Annotated in this window: 17 protein-coding genes and 1 riboswitch; of the genes, 11 read left to right on the top strand and 6 right to left on the bottom strand. The window is 69.7% G+C overall.

What is annotated here, in order from left to right:
* Positions 1-14 precede the first annotated feature (14 nt).
* The gene (locus tag AC2EWF_RS06385) at positions 15-644 is read left to right on the top strand and encodes a trimeric intracellular cation channel family protein (protein WP_483638530.1); all 630 of its coding nucleotides are present in this window, start codon (positions 15-17) and stop codon (positions 642-644) included.
* Between the two features lie 78 nt (positions 645-722).
* Here AC2EWF_RS06385 and AC2EWF_RS06380 read toward each other — a convergent pair whose 3' ends face one another.
* Complete coding sequence (locus tag AC2EWF_RS06380; RefSeq protein ID WP_483638529.1) at positions 723-1,001, bottom strand: hypothetical protein; 279 nt, start codon at positions 999-1,001, stop codon at positions 723-725.
* A 226-nt stretch (positions 1,002-1,227) separates the two neighbouring features.
* On the opposite strand from AC2EWF_RS06380, the gene AC2EWF_RS06375 reads away from it, so the two are divergent.
* The 3 genes from AC2EWF_RS06375 to AC2EWF_RS06365 are packed head-to-tail and all read left to right on the top strand — an operon-like array spanning position 1,228 to position 3,834.
* Positions 1,228-2,190, top strand: coding sequence for an ABC transporter ATP-binding protein (locus AC2EWF_RS06375; protein WP_483638528.1), 963 nt, complete (start codon positions 1,228-1,230; stop codon positions 2,188-2,190).
* A complete protein-coding gene (locus AC2EWF_RS06370) occupies positions 2,187-3,500 on the top strand; it encodes an ABC transporter permease (RefSeq protein ID WP_483638527.1) in 1,314 nt (437 codons plus the stop codon). Before AC2EWF_RS06375 ends, AC2EWF_RS06370 begins: the two co-directional genes overlap by 4 nt.
* Before the next feature lie 28 nt (positions 3,501-3,528).
* Positions 3,529-3,834 carry a hypothetical protein gene (locus AC2EWF_RS06365; RefSeq protein WP_483638526.1) on the top strand — a complete coding sequence of 102 codons (306 nt, stop codon included), beginning with the start codon at positions 3,529-3,531 and terminating at the stop codon, positions 3,832-3,834.
* A gap of 27 nt (positions 3,835-3,861) precedes the next feature.
* On the opposite strand, the gene dinB is transcribed toward AC2EWF_RS06365, so the two are convergent.
* Positions 3,862-4,944: a DNA polymerase IV gene (gene dinB, locus AC2EWF_RS06360; protein WP_483638525.1), complete on the bottom strand. Its 1,083-nt coding sequence runs from the start codon at positions 4,942-4,944 to the stop codon at positions 3,862-3,864.
* A 161-nt stretch (positions 4,945-5,105) separates the two neighbouring features.
* Between dinB and AC2EWF_RS06355 the strand changes: the two genes are divergently transcribed.
* Positions 5,106-5,585, top strand: coding sequence for a YybH family protein (locus AC2EWF_RS06355; RefSeq protein ID WP_483638524.1), 480 nt, complete (start codon positions 5,106-5,108; stop codon positions 5,583-5,585).
* 24 nt (positions 5,586-5,609) lie between these two features.
* Here the strand turns inward: AC2EWF_RS06355 and AC2EWF_RS06350 are convergent, their stop codons facing one another.
* Both AC2EWF_RS06350 and AC2EWF_RS06345 read right to left on the bottom strand, forming a co-directional pair.
* On the bottom strand, positions 5,610-5,960 hold the full coding sequence (locus tag AC2EWF_RS06350; protein ID WP_483638523.1) for a gamma-glutamylcyclotransferase family protein: 351 nt from the start codon (positions 5,958-5,960) through the stop codon (positions 5,610-5,612).
* Positions 5,960-6,865, bottom strand: coding sequence for an ATP-grasp domain-containing protein (locus AC2EWF_RS06345; RefSeq protein WP_483638522.1), 906 nt, complete (start codon positions 6,863-6,865; stop codon positions 5,960-5,962). The genes AC2EWF_RS06350 and AC2EWF_RS06345 overlap by 1 nt, the downstream gene beginning before the upstream one ends.
* A gap of 18 nt (positions 6,866-6,883) precedes the next feature.
* A riboswitch (S-adenosyl-L-homocysteine riboswitch) is annotated at positions 6,884-6,961 on the bottom strand.
* A 143-nt stretch (positions 6,962-7,104) separates the two neighbouring features.
* On the opposite strand from AC2EWF_RS06345, the gene AC2EWF_RS06340 reads away from it, so the two are divergent.
* Both AC2EWF_RS06340 and AC2EWF_RS06335 read left to right on the top strand, forming a co-directional pair.
* Positions 7,105-7,869 (top strand): COG4280 domain-containing protein, encoded by a 765-nt coding sequence (locus AC2EWF_RS06340; RefSeq protein ID WP_483638521.1) that lies wholly within the window; start codon positions 7,105-7,107, stop codon positions 7,867-7,869.
* On the top strand, positions 7,866-8,072 hold the full coding sequence (locus AC2EWF_RS06335; protein ID WP_483638520.1) for a hypothetical protein: 207 nt from the start codon (positions 7,866-7,868) through the stop codon (positions 8,070-8,072). The genes AC2EWF_RS06340 and AC2EWF_RS06335 overlap by 4 nt, the downstream gene beginning before the upstream one ends.
* On the opposite strand, the gene AC2EWF_RS06330 is transcribed toward AC2EWF_RS06335, so the two are convergent.
* Positions 8,069-8,395, bottom strand: coding sequence for a hypothetical protein (locus AC2EWF_RS06330; RefSeq protein ID WP_483638519.1), 327 nt, complete (start codon positions 8,393-8,395; stop codon positions 8,069-8,071). The genes AC2EWF_RS06335 and AC2EWF_RS06330 overlap by 4 nt on opposite strands.
* Positions 8,396-8,506: 111 nt before the next feature.
* On the opposite strand from AC2EWF_RS06330, the gene AC2EWF_RS06325 reads away from it, so the two are divergent.
* Together AC2EWF_RS06325 and AC2EWF_RS06320 are read left to right on the top strand one after the other, a co-directional pair.
* A complete protein-coding gene (locus tag AC2EWF_RS06325) occupies positions 8,507-9,838 on the top strand; it encodes an APC family permease (RefSeq protein WP_483638518.1) in 1,332 nt (443 codons plus the stop codon).
* Between the two features lie 58 nt (positions 9,839-9,896).
* Positions 9,897-12,008 (top strand): beta-galactosidase, encoded by a 2,112-nt coding sequence (locus tag AC2EWF_RS06320; RefSeq protein ID WP_483638517.1) that lies wholly within the window; start codon positions 9,897-9,899, stop codon positions 12,006-12,008.
* Here the strand turns inward: AC2EWF_RS06320 and AC2EWF_RS06315 are convergent.
* Positions 11,941-13,146, bottom strand: coding sequence for a YbfB/YjiJ family MFS transporter (locus AC2EWF_RS06315; protein WP_483638516.1), 1,206 nt, complete (start codon positions 13,144-13,146; stop codon positions 11,941-11,943). The genes AC2EWF_RS06320 and AC2EWF_RS06315 overlap by 68 nt on opposite strands.
* A 94-nt stretch (positions 13,147-13,240) precedes the next feature.
* On the opposite strand from AC2EWF_RS06315, the gene AC2EWF_RS06310 reads away from it, so the two are divergent.
* Positions 13,241-14,161, top strand: a complete 921-nt coding sequence (locus AC2EWF_RS06310) for a LysR substrate-binding domain-containing protein (RefSeq protein ID WP_483638515.1) — start codon at positions 13,241-13,243, stop codon at positions 14,159-14,161.
* 3 nt (positions 14,162-14,164) lie between these two features.
* Positions 14,165-14,941, top strand: coding sequence for an NRDE family protein (locus AC2EWF_RS06305; protein ID WP_483638514.1), 777 nt, complete (start codon positions 14,165-14,167; stop codon positions 14,939-14,941).
* Positions 14,942-15,003: the final 62 nt, after the last annotated feature.

Below are 15,003 nucleotides of genomic sequence, written 5' to 3'. Positions count from 1 at the left end.
CCCGGGCCAGCTGCATGAACGAGCAACTGCTGTTCAACCTCGTCGACCTGGCCGGCACCTTCGCGTTCGCGATCAGCGGCGCCATCGCGGCGCGGCGCCGCAACCTCGACCTGTTCGGCATCCTGGTGATTGCCTTCGTCACCGCCTGTGGCGGCGGCATCGCACGCGACGTGTGCATAGGCGCGATCCCGCCGGCGGGCCTGTCCGACTGGCGCTACCTGTTCACCGCGGCGGTCGCCGCGCTCGCCACCATCATGGCCTATCGCCAGGTGGAGCGGCTGACCTACCCGGTGCGCCTGTTCGATGCGATGGGCCTGGGCCTGTTCGCCGTGTACGGCGCGCACAAGGCGCTGCTCCACGGCGACAACGCCGAAGTGGCGATCCTGCTCGGCATGGTGACCGCGATCGGCGGCGGGCTTGCCCGCGACGTGCTGCTGGCACGCGTGCCTAGCGTGCTGCAGAAGGAAATCTATGCTTCCGCCGCCGGTGTCGGCGCCGCCCTGGCGGTGATCGGCGAGCGGCTCGGTTGGCCCGCGCTGTGGGCGACCTGGCTGCCTATCCTGCTGTGCTTCGCGCTGCGCTTCGTCTCGCTGCGCTATGGCTGGAACCTGCCGCGCTTCGGGCGCGGGCGCGGGACGCATTGAGCGCGGGCGAACGGGATCATCGAGGTGCAGGGCCGGATCGCGCGATCCGGCCCCTGCCGCAGGCGGAGCGCGGAAAACTCAGTGCGTGTGATGGGTCTTGGCGTGGCCCTTGGCCGCGTGCTTACCCTTGTTCTTGTCGTTGGCGACCGGGCTGACAGCCTTGCCGATCTTGGTGTCGTCCGCCTTCGCCATGTGCGCGGCGTCGGACACCGCATCGCCATGCGCATCGTGGTTCATGGGCATGGACTGGCCGGGCGGGGTGTGGCCGCCGCCGTTGTGCTGCGGGGTGGCGAGGGCATGCGAGGCCGGCAGCGCGAGGGCGGCGGTGATCAGGGCAGCGGTGATGGTCTTGCTCATGACGTAACCTCGACTTGGGTTGGCCATGCGGCGCATGGCGCGGCCACGATAGACCCGGGTCGGATTGGCAGGATGAACGACGAATATCCGTGAAGTGCATCGGCCGGAACGGCGGGGGCGGAGAGCCGGGCGCGTCGGAGGCCTGCCACGGGCTTGCCTGCCGCGGGGCGCATGCTAAGTTGCGTGGCTTCGGGCCGGAGAGGCCCAGGCAGGCGGGGGGAGTCGCATGTCCACGTCCAGCGTCAGCGTCGAGTCGGTGACCAAGCGGTTCGCCGGACATACCGCGGTGAGCGATTTGTCGTTGCAGGTGCCGTCCGGTGGCATCTACGGCCTGCTCGGCCCCAACGGTGCCGGCAAGTCCACCACGATCCGCCTGATCATGGGCATCCTGGCGCCGGACGAGGGCCGCATCGCCCTGTTCGGGGCCAGCGGCAACAGCCGCGACCTGTCGGCGCGCATCGGCTATCTGCCCGAGGAGCGCGGCCTTTACAAGAAGATGAAGGTGCTCGACCACCTGGTCTTCCTCGGCGAAGTGAAAGGCATCGCGCGCACCGAGTCGAAGCGCCGCGCGCAGGCGTGGCTGGAGCGCCTCGACATCGCCGGCTGGGCGCAGAAGAAAGTGGAGGATCTCTCCAAGGGCATGCAGCAGAAGGTGCAGTTCGCCGGTGCGCTGCTGCACGAGCCGGAGTTGGTGATCCTCGACGAGCCGTTCTCCGGGCTCGATCCGATCAACGCGCAGACCATGAAGGACATCGTGGTGGAGATCGCCGCCAGCGGACGCACCGTGCTGTTCTCCACCCACGCGATGGAGCAGGCCGAGCGCATGTGCGACCGCGTGGCGATCATCGCGCGCGGCAGGCTGGTAGTGAACGGCACGGTGGCGCAGGTCAAGGCCGACTTCGGCGGCCGCCACGTGGCGCTGGGCTTTGCCCACGACCGCCAGCACGCCGATGCCGTGCTTGCCGATCCGCGCCTGGTGGCGCGGCTGGACGACTACGGCGCCAGCGCCGAGTTGAAGATGGCCGACGGCGCGAATCCCGAACAGTTGCTCGCCGCGCTGGTCGTCGCCGGCGTGGGCCTGCGGCGTTTCGAGGTGGTGGAGCCTTCGCTGCACGCCATCTTCGTCGCCAAGGTCGGCGCCGACCCCGATGCCGCGCCCTTGCCCGTCGTCGCCGGAGCCGCCGCATGAACAAGACCCTTGCCGTGATCCGCCGCGAATACGTGGAGCGCGTGCGCACCAAGGCCTTCCTAATCTCGACCCTGCTGCTGCCGGTGTTCATGCTGGCGATGGCGGTGCTGCCGGCCTTGCTGATGAGCGGCGGCGACCACACCAGCCGCGTGGCGGTGGTGGACGCCTCCGGCAGCGGCCTGGGCCAGCCGTTGCTGGACGCGCTCAAGGCCACCTCCATCGGCGACGGCAAGGCGGCCGTGCCGCGCTATGAAGTGGCGTTGTTCCCCACTGACGCCGCGAACCTCGATCGGGTGCGCGACGGCCTGATCGCCGCGACGGGTTTTGCCGGCAAGACCCGCAAGGACGGCTGGGACGGCGTGCTGGTGCTGGACGCGAACACCCTGGCCAGCGGCAAGCTGCGCTACTACGGCGACAACGTCAGCTCGCCCGAGGGCATGAACCGCCTGCAGCGCGACATTTCCAAGGCGCTGGCCGGCGTGCGGCTGGCGCATGCCGGCGTGGACCCCTCGCTGGTCGCCAGGGCGATGGCACCCGCCGACCTGGACACTACCAAGGTCACTGACGGCAGGCTGACCGGGCAGAGCGGCGAGTCCTCGTTCGCGCTCGCCTATGCGATGGGCTTCCTCCTCTACATCGCCATCATTTCCTATGGCAGCCGCACGCTCACCTCGGTCATCGAGGAAAAGAACTCGCGCATCATGGAGGTGCTCACCTCTTCGCTCACCCCGTTCCAGATGCTGATGGGCAAGGTGCTGGGCGTGGGACTGGTCGGACTGACCCAGATGGGGATATGGGTGGGTACGGCCTTCGTGCTTGGCGCACAGGGCCCGCACCTGGCTGGCGCGTTCGGCATGGGCGCCGCCGCGGGCAAGTTCGCCATACCCACCATGCCGCCGGCGTTGCTGGTGGTGTTCCTGCTCTACTTCGCGCTGGGCTTCCTGATCTACGGCTCGCTGTACGCGGCGATCGGCGCGATGTGCAACACCATCCAGGATGCCCAGCAGTACGCGGTCTTCGTCACGATGAGCATCCTGGTCGGCTTCATGTCGATGTTCGGCCTGATCAACAATCCCTCGGGCGCGCTGGGCACCACGATGTCCTTCATTCCCTTCTTCGCGCCGTTCACCATGCCGGTGCGCTGGTCGATGACCGCGGTGCCGCCGCTGCAGCTCGCGCTGTCGCTGGGCCTGATGGTGCTGGGCCTGCTGGGCTGCGTGTGGCTGGCCGCGCGCATTTACCGCACCGGCATCCTGATGTACGGCAAAAAGCCCACGTGGGGCGAGCTGTGGCGGTGGATTCGGGCGTGAGGCCGGGGCTGCATCAGGGGCACTATTTATGCGGGTCCGCGTCTTCTTGTTCCTCTGTCGTGCACAGTTCTCTGGTCAATCGGAGATTCCCTATGCCGAGGAACCCGCTCTCGGTTCTGAACATGACTGCATCCTGTTCGTCGCCCAGCAATGCGATAAACCGGACTACGACGACGCTCGCTCACGGCTTGCCAAACACGGCTGGGTCAATGCCCATATCAAGCGGGCAGGACAATTTCAGCCTGAGAGCGTGAATTCCCAGCATTGGCAGGTGTTCCAGCGCAACTACGAGGAGTGTCTGGAGGCTGGCGACTCCATCGTTTGGTACGTCTGACTCGCCCAAGCGGATGGTTTCGCCACCTTACTCGAACAACTCGTACTGCGCCGCATACTGGTCGGCTTCCACGAAGCCAGCCAGGCCCACGCCGACGAGGCGGTAGAGCGCATCGGCGGGACGCTCCACCCGTTCGCGCAGCGCACAGGCGAGCTCGGCCAACTCGTGTTCGGACGTCGGCCGTTGCGCAGGCGTGAGACTCCGCGTAAGCGTGTGGAAGTCGGCGGTCTTCAGCTTCAGCACCACGGTGCGCGCGATGCGGCCGTCCTGAGCTTCGCGCTGGTGCGCGGCCCAGGTCTTTTCGGCGAGGCGGCGGATGTGCGGTTCCAGCTCGTCCAGCGTGAGGTCGTGCTCAAAAGTGTCCTCGGCGGAGACCTGCAGGGTGGGGCGGTCGGGTGTCACCGGGTGGTCGTCGATGCCCAGCGACAGCTCGTGCAGGCGCCGGCCCCAGCGACCGAAGCGCTGTTCCAGTTCCGCCGCCGCGAAGACGCGCAGGTCGCCCACGGTAGCCAGGCCCAGCGCGACGAGCTTGCCCTCCATCACCTTGCCCACGCCGGGCAGCCGGCCGATCGGCAGCGGCGCGAGGAAGTCCAGCACCTCGCGCGGACGCACCACGAACAGGCCGTCGGGCTTGCGGAAGTCGGAGGCGATCTTGGCGAGGAACTTGTTCGGCGCTACGCCGGCGGAAGCGGTGAGCCGTGTCTCTTCGCGGATCGCCGCACGGATCGCCTCGGCGGTGGCGGTGGCCGAAGGCAGGCCGCTCTTCGTTTCGGTGACATCGAGGTAGGCCTCGTCCAGCGACAGCGGTTCGATCAGCTCGGTATGCCGCGCGAAGATCTCCCGCACTTGGCGCGACACCGCCTTGTAGCGCGTGAAGTCCGGTGGCACGAAGATCGCCTGCGGACACAGCCGTTCCGCGCGCACCGCCGGCATCGCCGAGCGCACGCCGAACTTGCGCGCCTCGTAGCTGGCTGCGCACACCACCGAACGCGCGCCCTTCCACGCCACCACCACCGGCTTGCCGCGCAGCGAGGGATCGTCGCGCTGCTCCACCGACGCGTAGAACGCGTCCATGTCGACGTGGATGATCTTGCGGGAGGGCGTGGGCACGGGCGTGACGGGCGGGGGCGTGCGGCGATTCTAGGACGCGCGCTTCCGCGGCGTCAGCGCAGGATGCCGTGCCGCGCGGTCCGGTGCCCTGCTGGCCTGTCTGTCATCCCGGGTTATATGCTTGCCTCCACGGTGGTTCAGCACGTTGGCGGAGATGTGGCATGCAGAGGCGAGGCAGGTGGTGGATCCTGGCGGCGGCAAGCATCGCGCTCGCTGCCGCCGCGTCCGGGCGCGAAGCGATGGATCGCAGCGCGACAGGCCGGGACAGGGAAGGAATCGCCGAGCTGCATCGGGGAGACGTCACGGCGACTCTCAGCCAGGACCCCGATGCCTTGGCTGCGCTGTGGACGAGGGACGGCGTACTGCTGGGAGAGGGCGACCGCCCGGTCGTCGGCCGGGCGGCGCTGCGTGCGGCCTATGCACAGGGCGGCTGGAAAGTGCTGAAGTACGCGCCGCACATCCAGGATGTCGTCGTCGATGGCGACTCCGCCGTGGAGTGGGGCCTCTTCGAAGTGGACTTCCGCACGGCTGGCCAACCGCGGACTGTCGAATTGCATGGACGCTTTCTGCGAGCTATGCATAAGCAGCCGGATGGAAGGTGGAGGTTCACGCGGATCATGTGGCAGAAAGACCCGCAATGAGCCGCCACCGCGGCGTCCGTCCCGTCATTCCGCGCGCACGTACATCCAGGCCTGCAGGCCTGAGGCCAGCATGACGGCCACGCGCCGGTAGTCGTCCACCTCGTAGGCGTCGGCCTGGGCCAGTTCCTCTGGCGTGAGGCGGAACACGGTGCCCGGCACGGCGTGGGCGGCATCGCCGGTGTGGCTTGCGATCGGATGGTGCTCGGCGCCGCTGGTGGCCACCACGCTGGCGTCGCGGATCGCCAGCATGTCGAGCCGGTAGCCGCGCAGCAGGTCGGGCGTGCCCGTCAGCCGGCGGCCGAAGGTGGCGAGTTGCACCGCTTCGCCCTGCAGGGTGCCGTAGGAGAACAGGTACTCGCTGGCAGCGCCTTTCATCAGCAGGATTCCGTCATGCGCGGTGCGTGCAAGGCCCGCGGCGATCCCAGTTGCGTGGCGATGCTGCGGGCACAGCGCTCGGCGGCATCCGGCCGGTCGGCAAGGAACAGGAAGGGCTCGATCAGCTCGAGCTCCATCAACAGAAAGCGGCCATCCACGACCACGCCATCCACTCGTGCGTAGGTGATGTCGCCCATTCCCAGTCCTGCGCAGGTTGCCACCGCGTGCCGGGCGGCGGCGAGGATCGCCGCATCGGGCTCGACGGCCTCGGTGCGCCCGCCGTACTGGCTTTGCACGCGGTAGTCGCCCACCGCGGGCCGCTTGACGACGGCGTGGCTGAACTCGCCGCCGAAGAACAGCAGCGACCATTCGCCGTCGTCGACGATCTCGCGCACGAAGGGCTGCAGCAGGTAGTCGCCGGACGGCAGCTCCGCCACCGCACGCCCGAACGCGGCATCGCCCACGGTGCCGCGCACGGTGCGCCACGCGCCGCCACTGACGGTCGGCTTGACTACCACCTCCCGGCCCCGGAACGCCGCCAAGGCTTCGGGCAGGGCGTCGCATGCGGCGAGCCGGGTGGGGATGGTCGGCACGCCCAGCGATTCCAGTTGCGCCAGATAGCGCTTGTCGCTGCTCCAGCGTATCAGCGCCACGGGGTTGATGACCGGAACGCCCGCGCGTTCCAGCCGGTCCAGCCAGGCGAGGAAGGCGTCGTAGTGCTCGAAGTAATCCCAGATGGTGCGCACCAGCACGGCATCGTGGCCGGCCCAGTCGGCGCCGGGATCGTTCCACACGCAAACCTGCAGCTGGATGTCGAGTGCCGCGAGCGAGGCCGCCAGATGGGCGTCGTCGGGCTGGATGGTCGGGTAGGCCGCCGAGGTGGCGATGGCAAGCTTGACGGGCATGGGAGACTCTCCAAGGTGATGGAAAGGGCGCCCTTGCCGAGGTGATTCCAGGCCAAGCGTGGCGGATCGTGGTCCGTCGCAGCACCCCTTGGCCCGGACGGCGCGCGGAGGATGTCCGGCGCGCCAAACGTGCGCAGTTTCTCTGCGGGCCTGCAGCGTGTCAATTTGTCGATGCGGCATCGCCATGCACGGGGGCGTATGCTCGCGCGGTCCGCCCAGCCTGCATGAGGTCGCTTCGCTTGCCTATCCACTGGATCCACCTTGGACCGTCCGTGCTGGCCTCGTTCCTGGCCTCGCTGGTGGAGTGCGTGGAGGCGTTGACGGTGGTGCTGGCGGTGGGCACGACACGCGGCTGGCGCAGTGCCCTGGCCGGTTGCGCGACCGCGCTGCTGGCGCTGCTGCTGCTGGTCATGCTGCTCGGCGGTGCGCTTGCCCATGTCCCCCTGCAGGGTTTCCAGCTGCTGGTGGGCGTATTGCTGCTGCTGTTCGGCATGCGCTGGCTGCGCAAGGCGGTGCTGCGGGCGGCCGGTGTGCTCGCACTGCACGACGAGGAGGCGATCTACCGGCGCCAGACGGAGGCCCTGCTCGCCCAGGGTGATGCAAGGCCCGGCCTGGACCGGCTCGCGTTCGCGGTGACCTTCAAGAGCAGCATGCTCGAAGGTCTCGAGGTGGTGTTCATCGTGCTCGCGATCGGCGCCGGCCATGCCGGCCTTCTGTGGCCGGCCGGCCTCGGCGCGCTGGCCGCGCTGCTGCTGGCGGTGACGCTGGGCGCGGTGCTGCACCGGCCGCTGGCGCGGGTACCAGAGAACACGCTGAAGTTCGCGGTGGGCGTGCTGCTGTGCGCGTTCGGCACGTTCTGGGCCGGCGAGGGCATGGGCTACGTGTGGCCGGGCGCGGACGGGTCCATCCCCGGCCTGGCCGCAGGCTTCCTCGCGGTGTCCGCGCTGAGCGTGTCGTGGTGCCGTCGCCTCGCTTCAGCACGGGCAGCGGAGCTTGTGCGATGAGCTGGCTGCGCACCGCGCTGGTCGAACTCTGGGGCCTGTTCGTCGAGGATGGGCGCTACGCGCTCGCCATCGTGGTGTGGCTGCTGCTGGCGTGGCGGGTCCTGCCAGTGCTGGACCTGGATCGCGGCTGGAATGCGGCCATCCTCGCCGCGGGCCTGCTCGCGATCCTGGCCGAGAGCGTGTTGCGCCGCGCACGGCGTTAGCTGTCGTCCCAGAACACCTCGACCGCGTCCCGGTTCATGAAGCCCCATATGGGCGTGCCCAGCCGCACCAGGCCATTGCGGATGCGGTGGGTGGATTCGTCGTAGGCCGAGATGCGGTAGACCATCTGGTACTTCGAGGTGGTGAACCACATCGACAGAGGCATCGATAGCCAGAACGCATTGGATTTAGCGTGCAGGATGCGCAGGCCGTTGGCGTCGGCCCAATCCTGCAACAGGGCCCTGGCGTTCTGCCAATGGCGCCAGCTCAGCCAGATCGCCGCGGCGATCAGCAACAGGAACAGCAGTGTCGTGGTTCTGGCCATCGCGCCCCCGAGGATTCCCCGCGTGCAGCCTGGGCCCTGTCCCGCGGCGGCGCAAGCCACCGTGCCGACGGGGACTGGTCGAACCCCCGGCCGCCATGCCAAGGTTGCCGGATGACGACCGAAACCAGCTCCCCCGCGTACCTGCGCCGCCTCGGCGTGTGGGACGGCGCGATGATCGTGATCGGCGGCGTGATCGGCGCCGGCATCTTCCGTACGCCCGCCACGGTGGCCGAGCGCACGGCTTCCGGCCTGCCGCTGCTGGCGCTGTGGGTGCTGGGCGGCCTGCTCACGCTGACCGGCGTGCTGTGCTACGCGGAACTCGGTTCGCGGCGGCCGCAGGCCGGCGGCATCTACCTCTACCTTCGTGAAGCCTTCGGCATGCTGCCGGCCTTCCTGTTCGGCTGGACGATGGCGCTGATCAATTACCCCGGCAGCGTGGCCGCGGTGGCCACTACCTTCGCCGACTACTTCTGCAAGGCGGTCGACCTGCCGCTGCTGTGGGTGAAGCCGGTGGGCGTGGCGGCGATCGTGTTCATCGTGGGCGTGAACCTGTTCGGCATCCGCGCCGGCGCGTTGATGCAGAACATCTTCGCGGTGCTGAAGCTGGCGGCGATCGCGCTGCTGGTGGCAGTGGGCCTGGCGCTGGCGCACGGCCACCTGGGCGGCGTGCTGGCGGCGGACACCGCGCACCCGGTGTCCAGCGGCGCCTTCGTGGGCGCGCTGCTGCCCGTGCTGTTCACCTACGGCGGCTTCCACTACCTCAACGACCTCGCCGGCGAGGTGCGCGACCCGCAGCGCACGCTGCCGCGCGCCCTGTTGCTGGGCATGCTGGGCGTCGTGCTGGCCTACGTGCTGGCCAACGTGGCCTACCTTACGGGCCTGGGCCATGCGGGCCTGGCGGAAAGCCAGGCGCCGGCAGCCGACCTGATGCGCCGCTTGTTCGGCGAAACCGGCGCGAAGGTGATGGCGGTCGGCATCGCCTGCTCCACCTTCGGCTATTGCAGCATCGCCATCGCCGGTGGTGCGCGCGTGATGCAGACCATGGGCGCGGACGGCATGCTGTTCCACGCGGTGGGCTACATCGACCCGCGCACGCGCGCGCCGCAGGTGGCGCTGGCGCTGCTGGGCGCGTGGACGGTGGTGCTGATGCTGTGGGGCAATTTCGGCCAGCTGGTGGACTACACCACGGTGGGCGAGTGGCTGGGCCATGCCTTCGGCATCGGCACGCTGTTCTGGTACCGCTGGAAGTTCGTGGACGAACCGGCGCCGTACCGGGTGCCGTTGTACCCGCTGCTGCCGCTGGTGTTCGTGCTCACCGTGCTGGGCGTGATCGTGGCGACCTCGATCGCGTCGCCGCATGACGCAGGCATGAGCCTGGTGATCATCGCACTGGGCGCGCCGGTGTACTGGCTGTGGCGGCGCTGGCAGCTGCGAGGAGCTTGATTGCATCTCGGCCGCGCTGACGCATACTCGGAAACTTCTGGGTCGTGACGGGCGTGCCATGAAACGAAGCTGGCTGTTCGCGGTCGCCGCGCTGTTCGCCGGCAGCGCCATGGCGGGTGAGGTGGCCGATCTGACGTCGGCTTCCGTGCACCTCGATCTGCAGCACGTCGTGCGGGTCGCGACCACGGAAACCGCGCAGGACGGCGTGAAGCAGCAGCGCTATACCTTCCAGCCTGCCGCGCAACCGCAGATCGTGGTGATGCCCGCGCAAAGTGCATGGAACTGGCACGGGCAGGGCGAGCTGCGCCTGCGCGTGCAGAACGCGATGCCCTGGGCGGTGACCCTGGTCGTGGACATCGACGGTGCGGATGCGGCATCGCACCTGCACGCAGCGGTCGGCCTGCCCGCCGGCCCCGCGCAAACCCTGGTGGTCCCGCTGCGCGCGGTCTCGCCGCTGGCCTTCGGCATGCAGGCGGGACCGACGAGGCCCTTCGACGATGGCGGCAAGCGCATGCTGGTGGCGACCACGGTGGAAGGAAGGCTCGATCTTTCCAATGTGCGCGCCGTGCGGCTCTCCATGCCTGCGCCGCAGGCCGCGCAATCCATTCTGCTGGGCCGGTTCGACGTGGTGGCGGGCGAGGCGGGGTTGAGCGGTGCCTACACCGGCATCGTGGACCGCTACGGCCAGTACACCCGCGCCGACTGGCCGGAGAAGGTCGCCGACGATGCCGCGCTGCGCGCCGCCGTGAGGCGGGCACCACCCGCCGCGTTGCCCGCGGGGGAAGACCGCTACGCCGGACGCCTGGACGTCCATCTGCAGGCGACGGGCTGGTTCCACACGCAGAAGGCCGGCGGCCGCTGGTGGCTGGTCACGCCGGACGGCCACGGCTTCTTCTCGCTGGGCGTGAACACGGTGAAGGCGGACGACACGCGTACCTACGTGCAAGGCCGCGAGTCCATGTTCCGCGGGCTGCCGCCGGACAGCGGCGCATGGGCCGCGTTCTACGGCAGCGGCGACAATCGCAACGCGCAGCAGGGTGCGGGCGCCGGCCGCTGCTGCGACCACGGACGATGGTTCGACTTTTACGCTGCCAACCTGTATCGCGCGGACGGCAAGAACTGGCTTGCCGCGTGGCGTACGCGCGCGTTGGCGCGCCTGCGCGCGTGGGGCTTCAACACTGTCGCCAACTGGAGCGATCCTGCGCTGGGCGCCATGCACCAGCTGCCGTACACGCGCGAGTTGGACATCCAGGGCGATTTCGGCAACGTCGCCACCGGCTACGACTGGTGGGGGCGCATGCCCGATCCCTTCGATCCGCGCTTCGCGCAGGCGGCTGACGCGGCCGCGGCGAAGGCCGTGCAGGGCGTGCGCGACGATCCGTGGCTGCTGGGCTACTTCGCCGGCAACGAACTGTCCTGGTCCGCGTACGGCCCCGAGGGGCGCTGGGCGCTGGCCGTGGGCACGCTGCGGGGCGAGGCACGCAGCCCGGCGAAGCGGGCCTTCATCGCCGACCTGAAGAAGAAATACGGCACGCCAGGGAGGCTCGCGGCGGCGTGGGGCGTCACACTGGCGTCGTGGGATGCGCTGGATGCCGTCAATTTCCCAGCACCCGCTCCTAACGAAGCGCATCCGGCCATCGCTGCCGACTACAGCGCCTGGTTGAGCCGCTATGCCGAGCGGTTCTTCCGTACCGTCGCCGCCGCCATCCATCGGCATGATCCGCACCACCTCTACCTCGGCAGCCGCTTCGCGGTCAGCACGCCCGAGGCCATCGCGGTCTGCGCCCGGTACTGCGACGTGCTGAGCTTCAACGTCTATGCCGACCTGCCGCAGCACGGCTTCGACGCGGCGGCGGTGCGCAGGCTCGACAAGCCGGTCATCATTTCCGAATTCCACTTCGGCTCCGACGACCGCGGCCCGTTCGGCAAGGGCGTCGTATCGGTGGAGAGCGAGGCGCAACGTGGCGGGGCCTACGCACGCTACCTGCAGGCGGCTGCCGCCGATCCCGACATCGTGGGCACGCACTGGTTCGAATACGTGGACGAACCGGTGAGCGGGCGCCTGCTCGACGGCGAAAACTCGCATTTCGGCTTGGTCGGCATCACCGATATTCCGTTCGCGGGCTTCGTGAAGACGGTGCGCCAGACGAACCTGGGGCTGCGGCACTGAGCGCACCGCGACCCAGCCGCGACAAGGCGATCGCCAGTGCCAGCACCGACGCCAGCGCGGCCAGTTCCAGCGGCGCGGCGAAGCTGTGGTGGTGTGCAGCGAGCGTGGCAGCCACCGGCGGGCCGACGATCTGGCCGATGCCGAAGGCGACGGTCAGCGCACCAATGAGCCGGGTGGGGTCGCGCGGTGCCAGCCTCGCCGCCTCGCGCATCGTGAACATCACCACCGGCGTGATCGCCGCACCTTCCAGCACGGTGCCCAGTGCCAGCCCGGCGCGGCTGGGCCAGTACAGGCACAGCGCGGTACCCAGCAGCATCGAGAGGCAGCAGCCGGCCAGCCCGGCATAGTTGCTGCGCACCGGCAACGCGCCCAGCAGCAGGGTCGCCGTTACCGTGGCTACGCCGTACAGCGGCCAGAACCACTCGCGCAGCGCGGGCAGGTGCAGCTGTGCATCGGCGATCAGCGGCAGAAAGGTGGCGGGGATCACGTAGCCGAAGCCGAACAGGCCGTAGATCGCCACCAGCGGCCAGGTCGGGCCGGTGTCGCGGGCATCGCCTTTCGTGGCCGCGGCGACGGCAGGTGCGGCGGGCGCGTCCAGCGTGCGCCAGATCAGCGCGGCCAGCACGGCGCTGGCCGCGCCGAACGCCAGCCACCAGCGCGCCGATTTCAGGCCCCCGTCGTGCAGTGCCGCTACCAGCGCGCCGCTGGCGATGATGCCGACGCCCGGGCCGCTGTACAGCACCGCTTCGAGGCCCAGCCGCCCGTGCAGGCGCAGGTGGGCGCTGCACCAGGCGATGCCCTGCACCATCAGCGTCGCGGCGGCCACGCCGGCCACGAAGCGACACAGCAGCCACAGCTGCAGCGACGGCGCCAGCCCCATGCCCAGCGTGCCGATGGCCACCAGCACCAGGCCTGCGCGCAGGCTCGCGCGCTGCGGCAGTGCCAGCGCGGTACACAGCAGGGCGCCCAGCAGGTAGCCGATGTTGTTGATCGAGGCCAGCCAGCCCCCACCGACCAGGCTCAGGCCGGCATCGGCCTGCATCAGCGGCAGCAGCGGGGTGAGCAGGAAACGGCCGATGCCCAGGGCGAGGGCCAGCACGGTCATGCCGGCGAGGGAGAGCGGAACAGGGGATCGCATGGCGGCGCTCCGGCAAGGGATGCGGCCATGCTAGGCGCGGCGTATCATCGTACAAAGCGAATAATTGCGAATGAATCAATCGAGGAAATCGAATATGGACCTGCGCGCGCTCGAAACCTTCCAGGCCGTGGTGGCGGCGGGCGGCATCGGCCGCGCGGCGACCAAGCTGCACCGTGCCCAGTCCAGCATCACCAGCCGCATCCACCAGCTGGAAAGCTCGCTGGGCGTGCAACTGTTCCACCGCGAGGGCCAGCGCCTGCGCCTCACCGCCCCGGGCGAGGAACTGGTCGACTACGCGCGACGCATGCTGGAGCTGGCAGAGCAGGCCCGCTTGGCCGTGCGCGGCGGCGAGACCGGCGGCGCATTGCGGCTCGGTTCGATGGAGAGCGTGGCGGCGAGCCGCCTGCCGTATCCGCTGGCGGCGTTTCACCGCGCGCATCCGCAGATCTGGGTGAACCTGCACACGGCGTCCTCGCGCGGCCTGGTGGCCGATGTGCAGGGTGGTGCCCTGGACGCGGCGATCGTCGGCGAGCAGGTGGATGCCGAACGCTTCCGCAGTGTGCCGTTGTATGTGGAGGAGCTGGTGCTGGTCGGCGCGCGTGGCAGTGCGATGCTGGCTGAGCCGAAGCGGCTGGCCGACGGCACCGCGCTGGTCTACCACAGCCAGGGCTGCATCTACCGCCGGCGGCTGGTGGAGTGGCTGGACGCGCAGCGCATCGTGCCTGCGCGCGTGCTGGAGTTCGCCTCCTACCACGGCATCTTCGCCGCAGCCGCGGCCGGCGTCGGCGTGGGGCTGGTGCCGCGCTCGGTGCTGGAGACTTACCCGCAGCGCGACACGCTTTCCGTCCGCGAGATGCCCGCGCGGCTCGCGCGCATCCAGACCGCGCTGGTGATGCTGCGCACCACCCATCTGCCCGCGCTCGCCCGGCTGGAGGAATGCCTGCGCAAGGACGCCGCCGCCGCCCGCGGCAAGGCGCCGTCGCGTCCGCGCCGCGTCGCGCGGAAGGCGGCCTGAGCCATGTGCCTGATCGCCTTCGCCTGGCAGGCCCATCCGCGCTGGCGCCTCGTGCTGGCCGGCAACCGCGACGAATACCACGCGCGGCCCAGCGCCCCACTGACGCGCTGGAGCGACCTCGCCATCGTCGGCGGCCGTGACCTCGAGGCCGGGGGCACCTGGCTGGGCGTCACCGACGCGGGACGCTGCTGCGTGGTCACCAATGTGCGCGACCCACGCGACCCGCAGCTCGGCGCCTCGCGCGGCCTGCTCGCCACCGACTACCTCGCCGGCGCGGCCGACGCCACGGCACATGCACGGCAGTTGCTCGTGCAGGCGGCCGGCTACCGTCCGTTCAACCTGCTCACCTTCGATGCGCAGGCCGCGTTCTATCTCGGCAACCGGCCCGAGGCGCGCGCGCAGGCGGTGACGCCCGGCGTACACGGCCTGTCGAACGCCGACTTCAACACACCCTGGCCGAAGACGCGTGCGCTGATGGCGCGGCTCGCCGCGTGGGTCGAGACCGGCGACGGAGACGATTTCGCGCCGCTGCTGGCTGCGCTCGCCGACGAGCGACAGGCGCCGGACGCGGAGCTGCCCGACACCGGCATCGGCCTGGAGCGCGAGCGCTGGCTGTCCGCGGCCTTCATCCGCGGCGCCGACTATGGCACCCGCGCCAGTACCGTGGTGGCGGTCGGCCATGACGGCTGCGGCGTGATCGTGGAGCAGCGCTTCGGCCCCGAGGGACGCTTTCTCGGCGAGAGCCGGCTGGCCTTCGGTGCGCGCGCCGCCGCGGGTTGACGCCCTGCACCTACGCGCCGGTGCGCGCGGAGCCGCCTGACTCCATGCGGTGGCGCGCCTAG

This window comes from Rhodanobacter sp. sgz306013 (assembly GCF_057031145.1).
This window is presented reverse-complemented; position numbering and strand designations above follow the sequence as displayed.

Bases quoted from the DNA above. Each gene is read 5' to 3' on its own strand.
- AC2EWF_RS06385 (WP_483638530.1), top strand. From the start codon at position 15: ATGAACGAGCAACTGCTGTTCAACCTCGTCGACCTGGCCGGCACCTTC.
- AC2EWF_RS06380 (WP_483638529.1), bottom strand. From the start codon at position 1,001: ATGAGCAAGACCATCACCGCTGCCCTGATCACCGCCGCCCTCGCGCTG.
- AC2EWF_RS06375 (WP_483638528.1), top strand. From the start codon at position 1,228: ATGTCCACGTCCAGCGTCAGCGTCGAGTCGGTGACCAAGCGGTTCGCC.
- AC2EWF_RS06370 (WP_483638527.1), top strand. From the start codon at position 2,187: ATGAACAAGACCCTTGCCGTGATCCGCCGCGAATACGTGGAGCGCGTG.
- AC2EWF_RS06365 (WP_483638526.1), top strand. From the start codon at position 3,529: ATGCGGGTCCGCGTCTTCTTGTTCCTCTGTCGTGCACAGTTCTCTGGT.
- AC2EWF_RS06355 (WP_483638524.1), top strand. From the start codon at position 5,106: ATGCAGAGGCGAGGCAGGTGGTGGATCCTGGCGGCGGCAAGCATCGCG.
- AC2EWF_RS06350 (WP_483638523.1), bottom strand. From the start codon at position 5,960: ATGAAAGGCGCTGCCAGCGAGTACCTGTTCTCCTACGGCACCCTGCAG.
- AC2EWF_RS06345 (WP_483638522.1), bottom strand. From the start codon at position 6,865: ATGCCCGTCAAGCTTGCCATCGCCACCTCGGCGGCCTACCCGACCATC.
- AC2EWF_RS06335 (WP_483638520.1), top strand. From the start codon at position 7,866: ATGAGCTGGCTGCGCACCGCGCTGGTCGAACTCTGGGGCCTGTTCGTC.
- AC2EWF_RS06330 (WP_483638519.1), bottom strand. From the start codon at position 8,395: ATGGCCAGAACCACGACACTGCTGTTCCTGTTGCTGATCGCCGCGGCG.
- AC2EWF_RS06325 (WP_483638518.1), top strand. From the start codon at position 8,507: ATGACGACCGAAACCAGCTCCCCCGCGTACCTGCGCCGCCTCGGCGTG.
- AC2EWF_RS06320 (WP_483638517.1), top strand. From the start codon at position 9,897: ATGAAACGAAGCTGGCTGTTCGCGGTCGCCGCGCTGTTCGCCGGCAGC.
- AC2EWF_RS06315 (WP_483638516.1), bottom strand. From the start codon at position 13,146: ATGCGATCCCCTGTTCCGCTCTCCCTCGCCGGCATGACCGTGCTGGCC.
- AC2EWF_RS06310 (WP_483638515.1), top strand. From the start codon at position 13,241: ATGGACCTGCGCGCGCTCGAAACCTTCCAGGCCGTGGTGGCGGCGGGC.
- AC2EWF_RS06305 (WP_483638514.1), top strand. From the start codon at position 14,165: ATGTGCCTGATCGCCTTCGCCTGGCAGGCCCATCCGCGCTGGCGCCTC.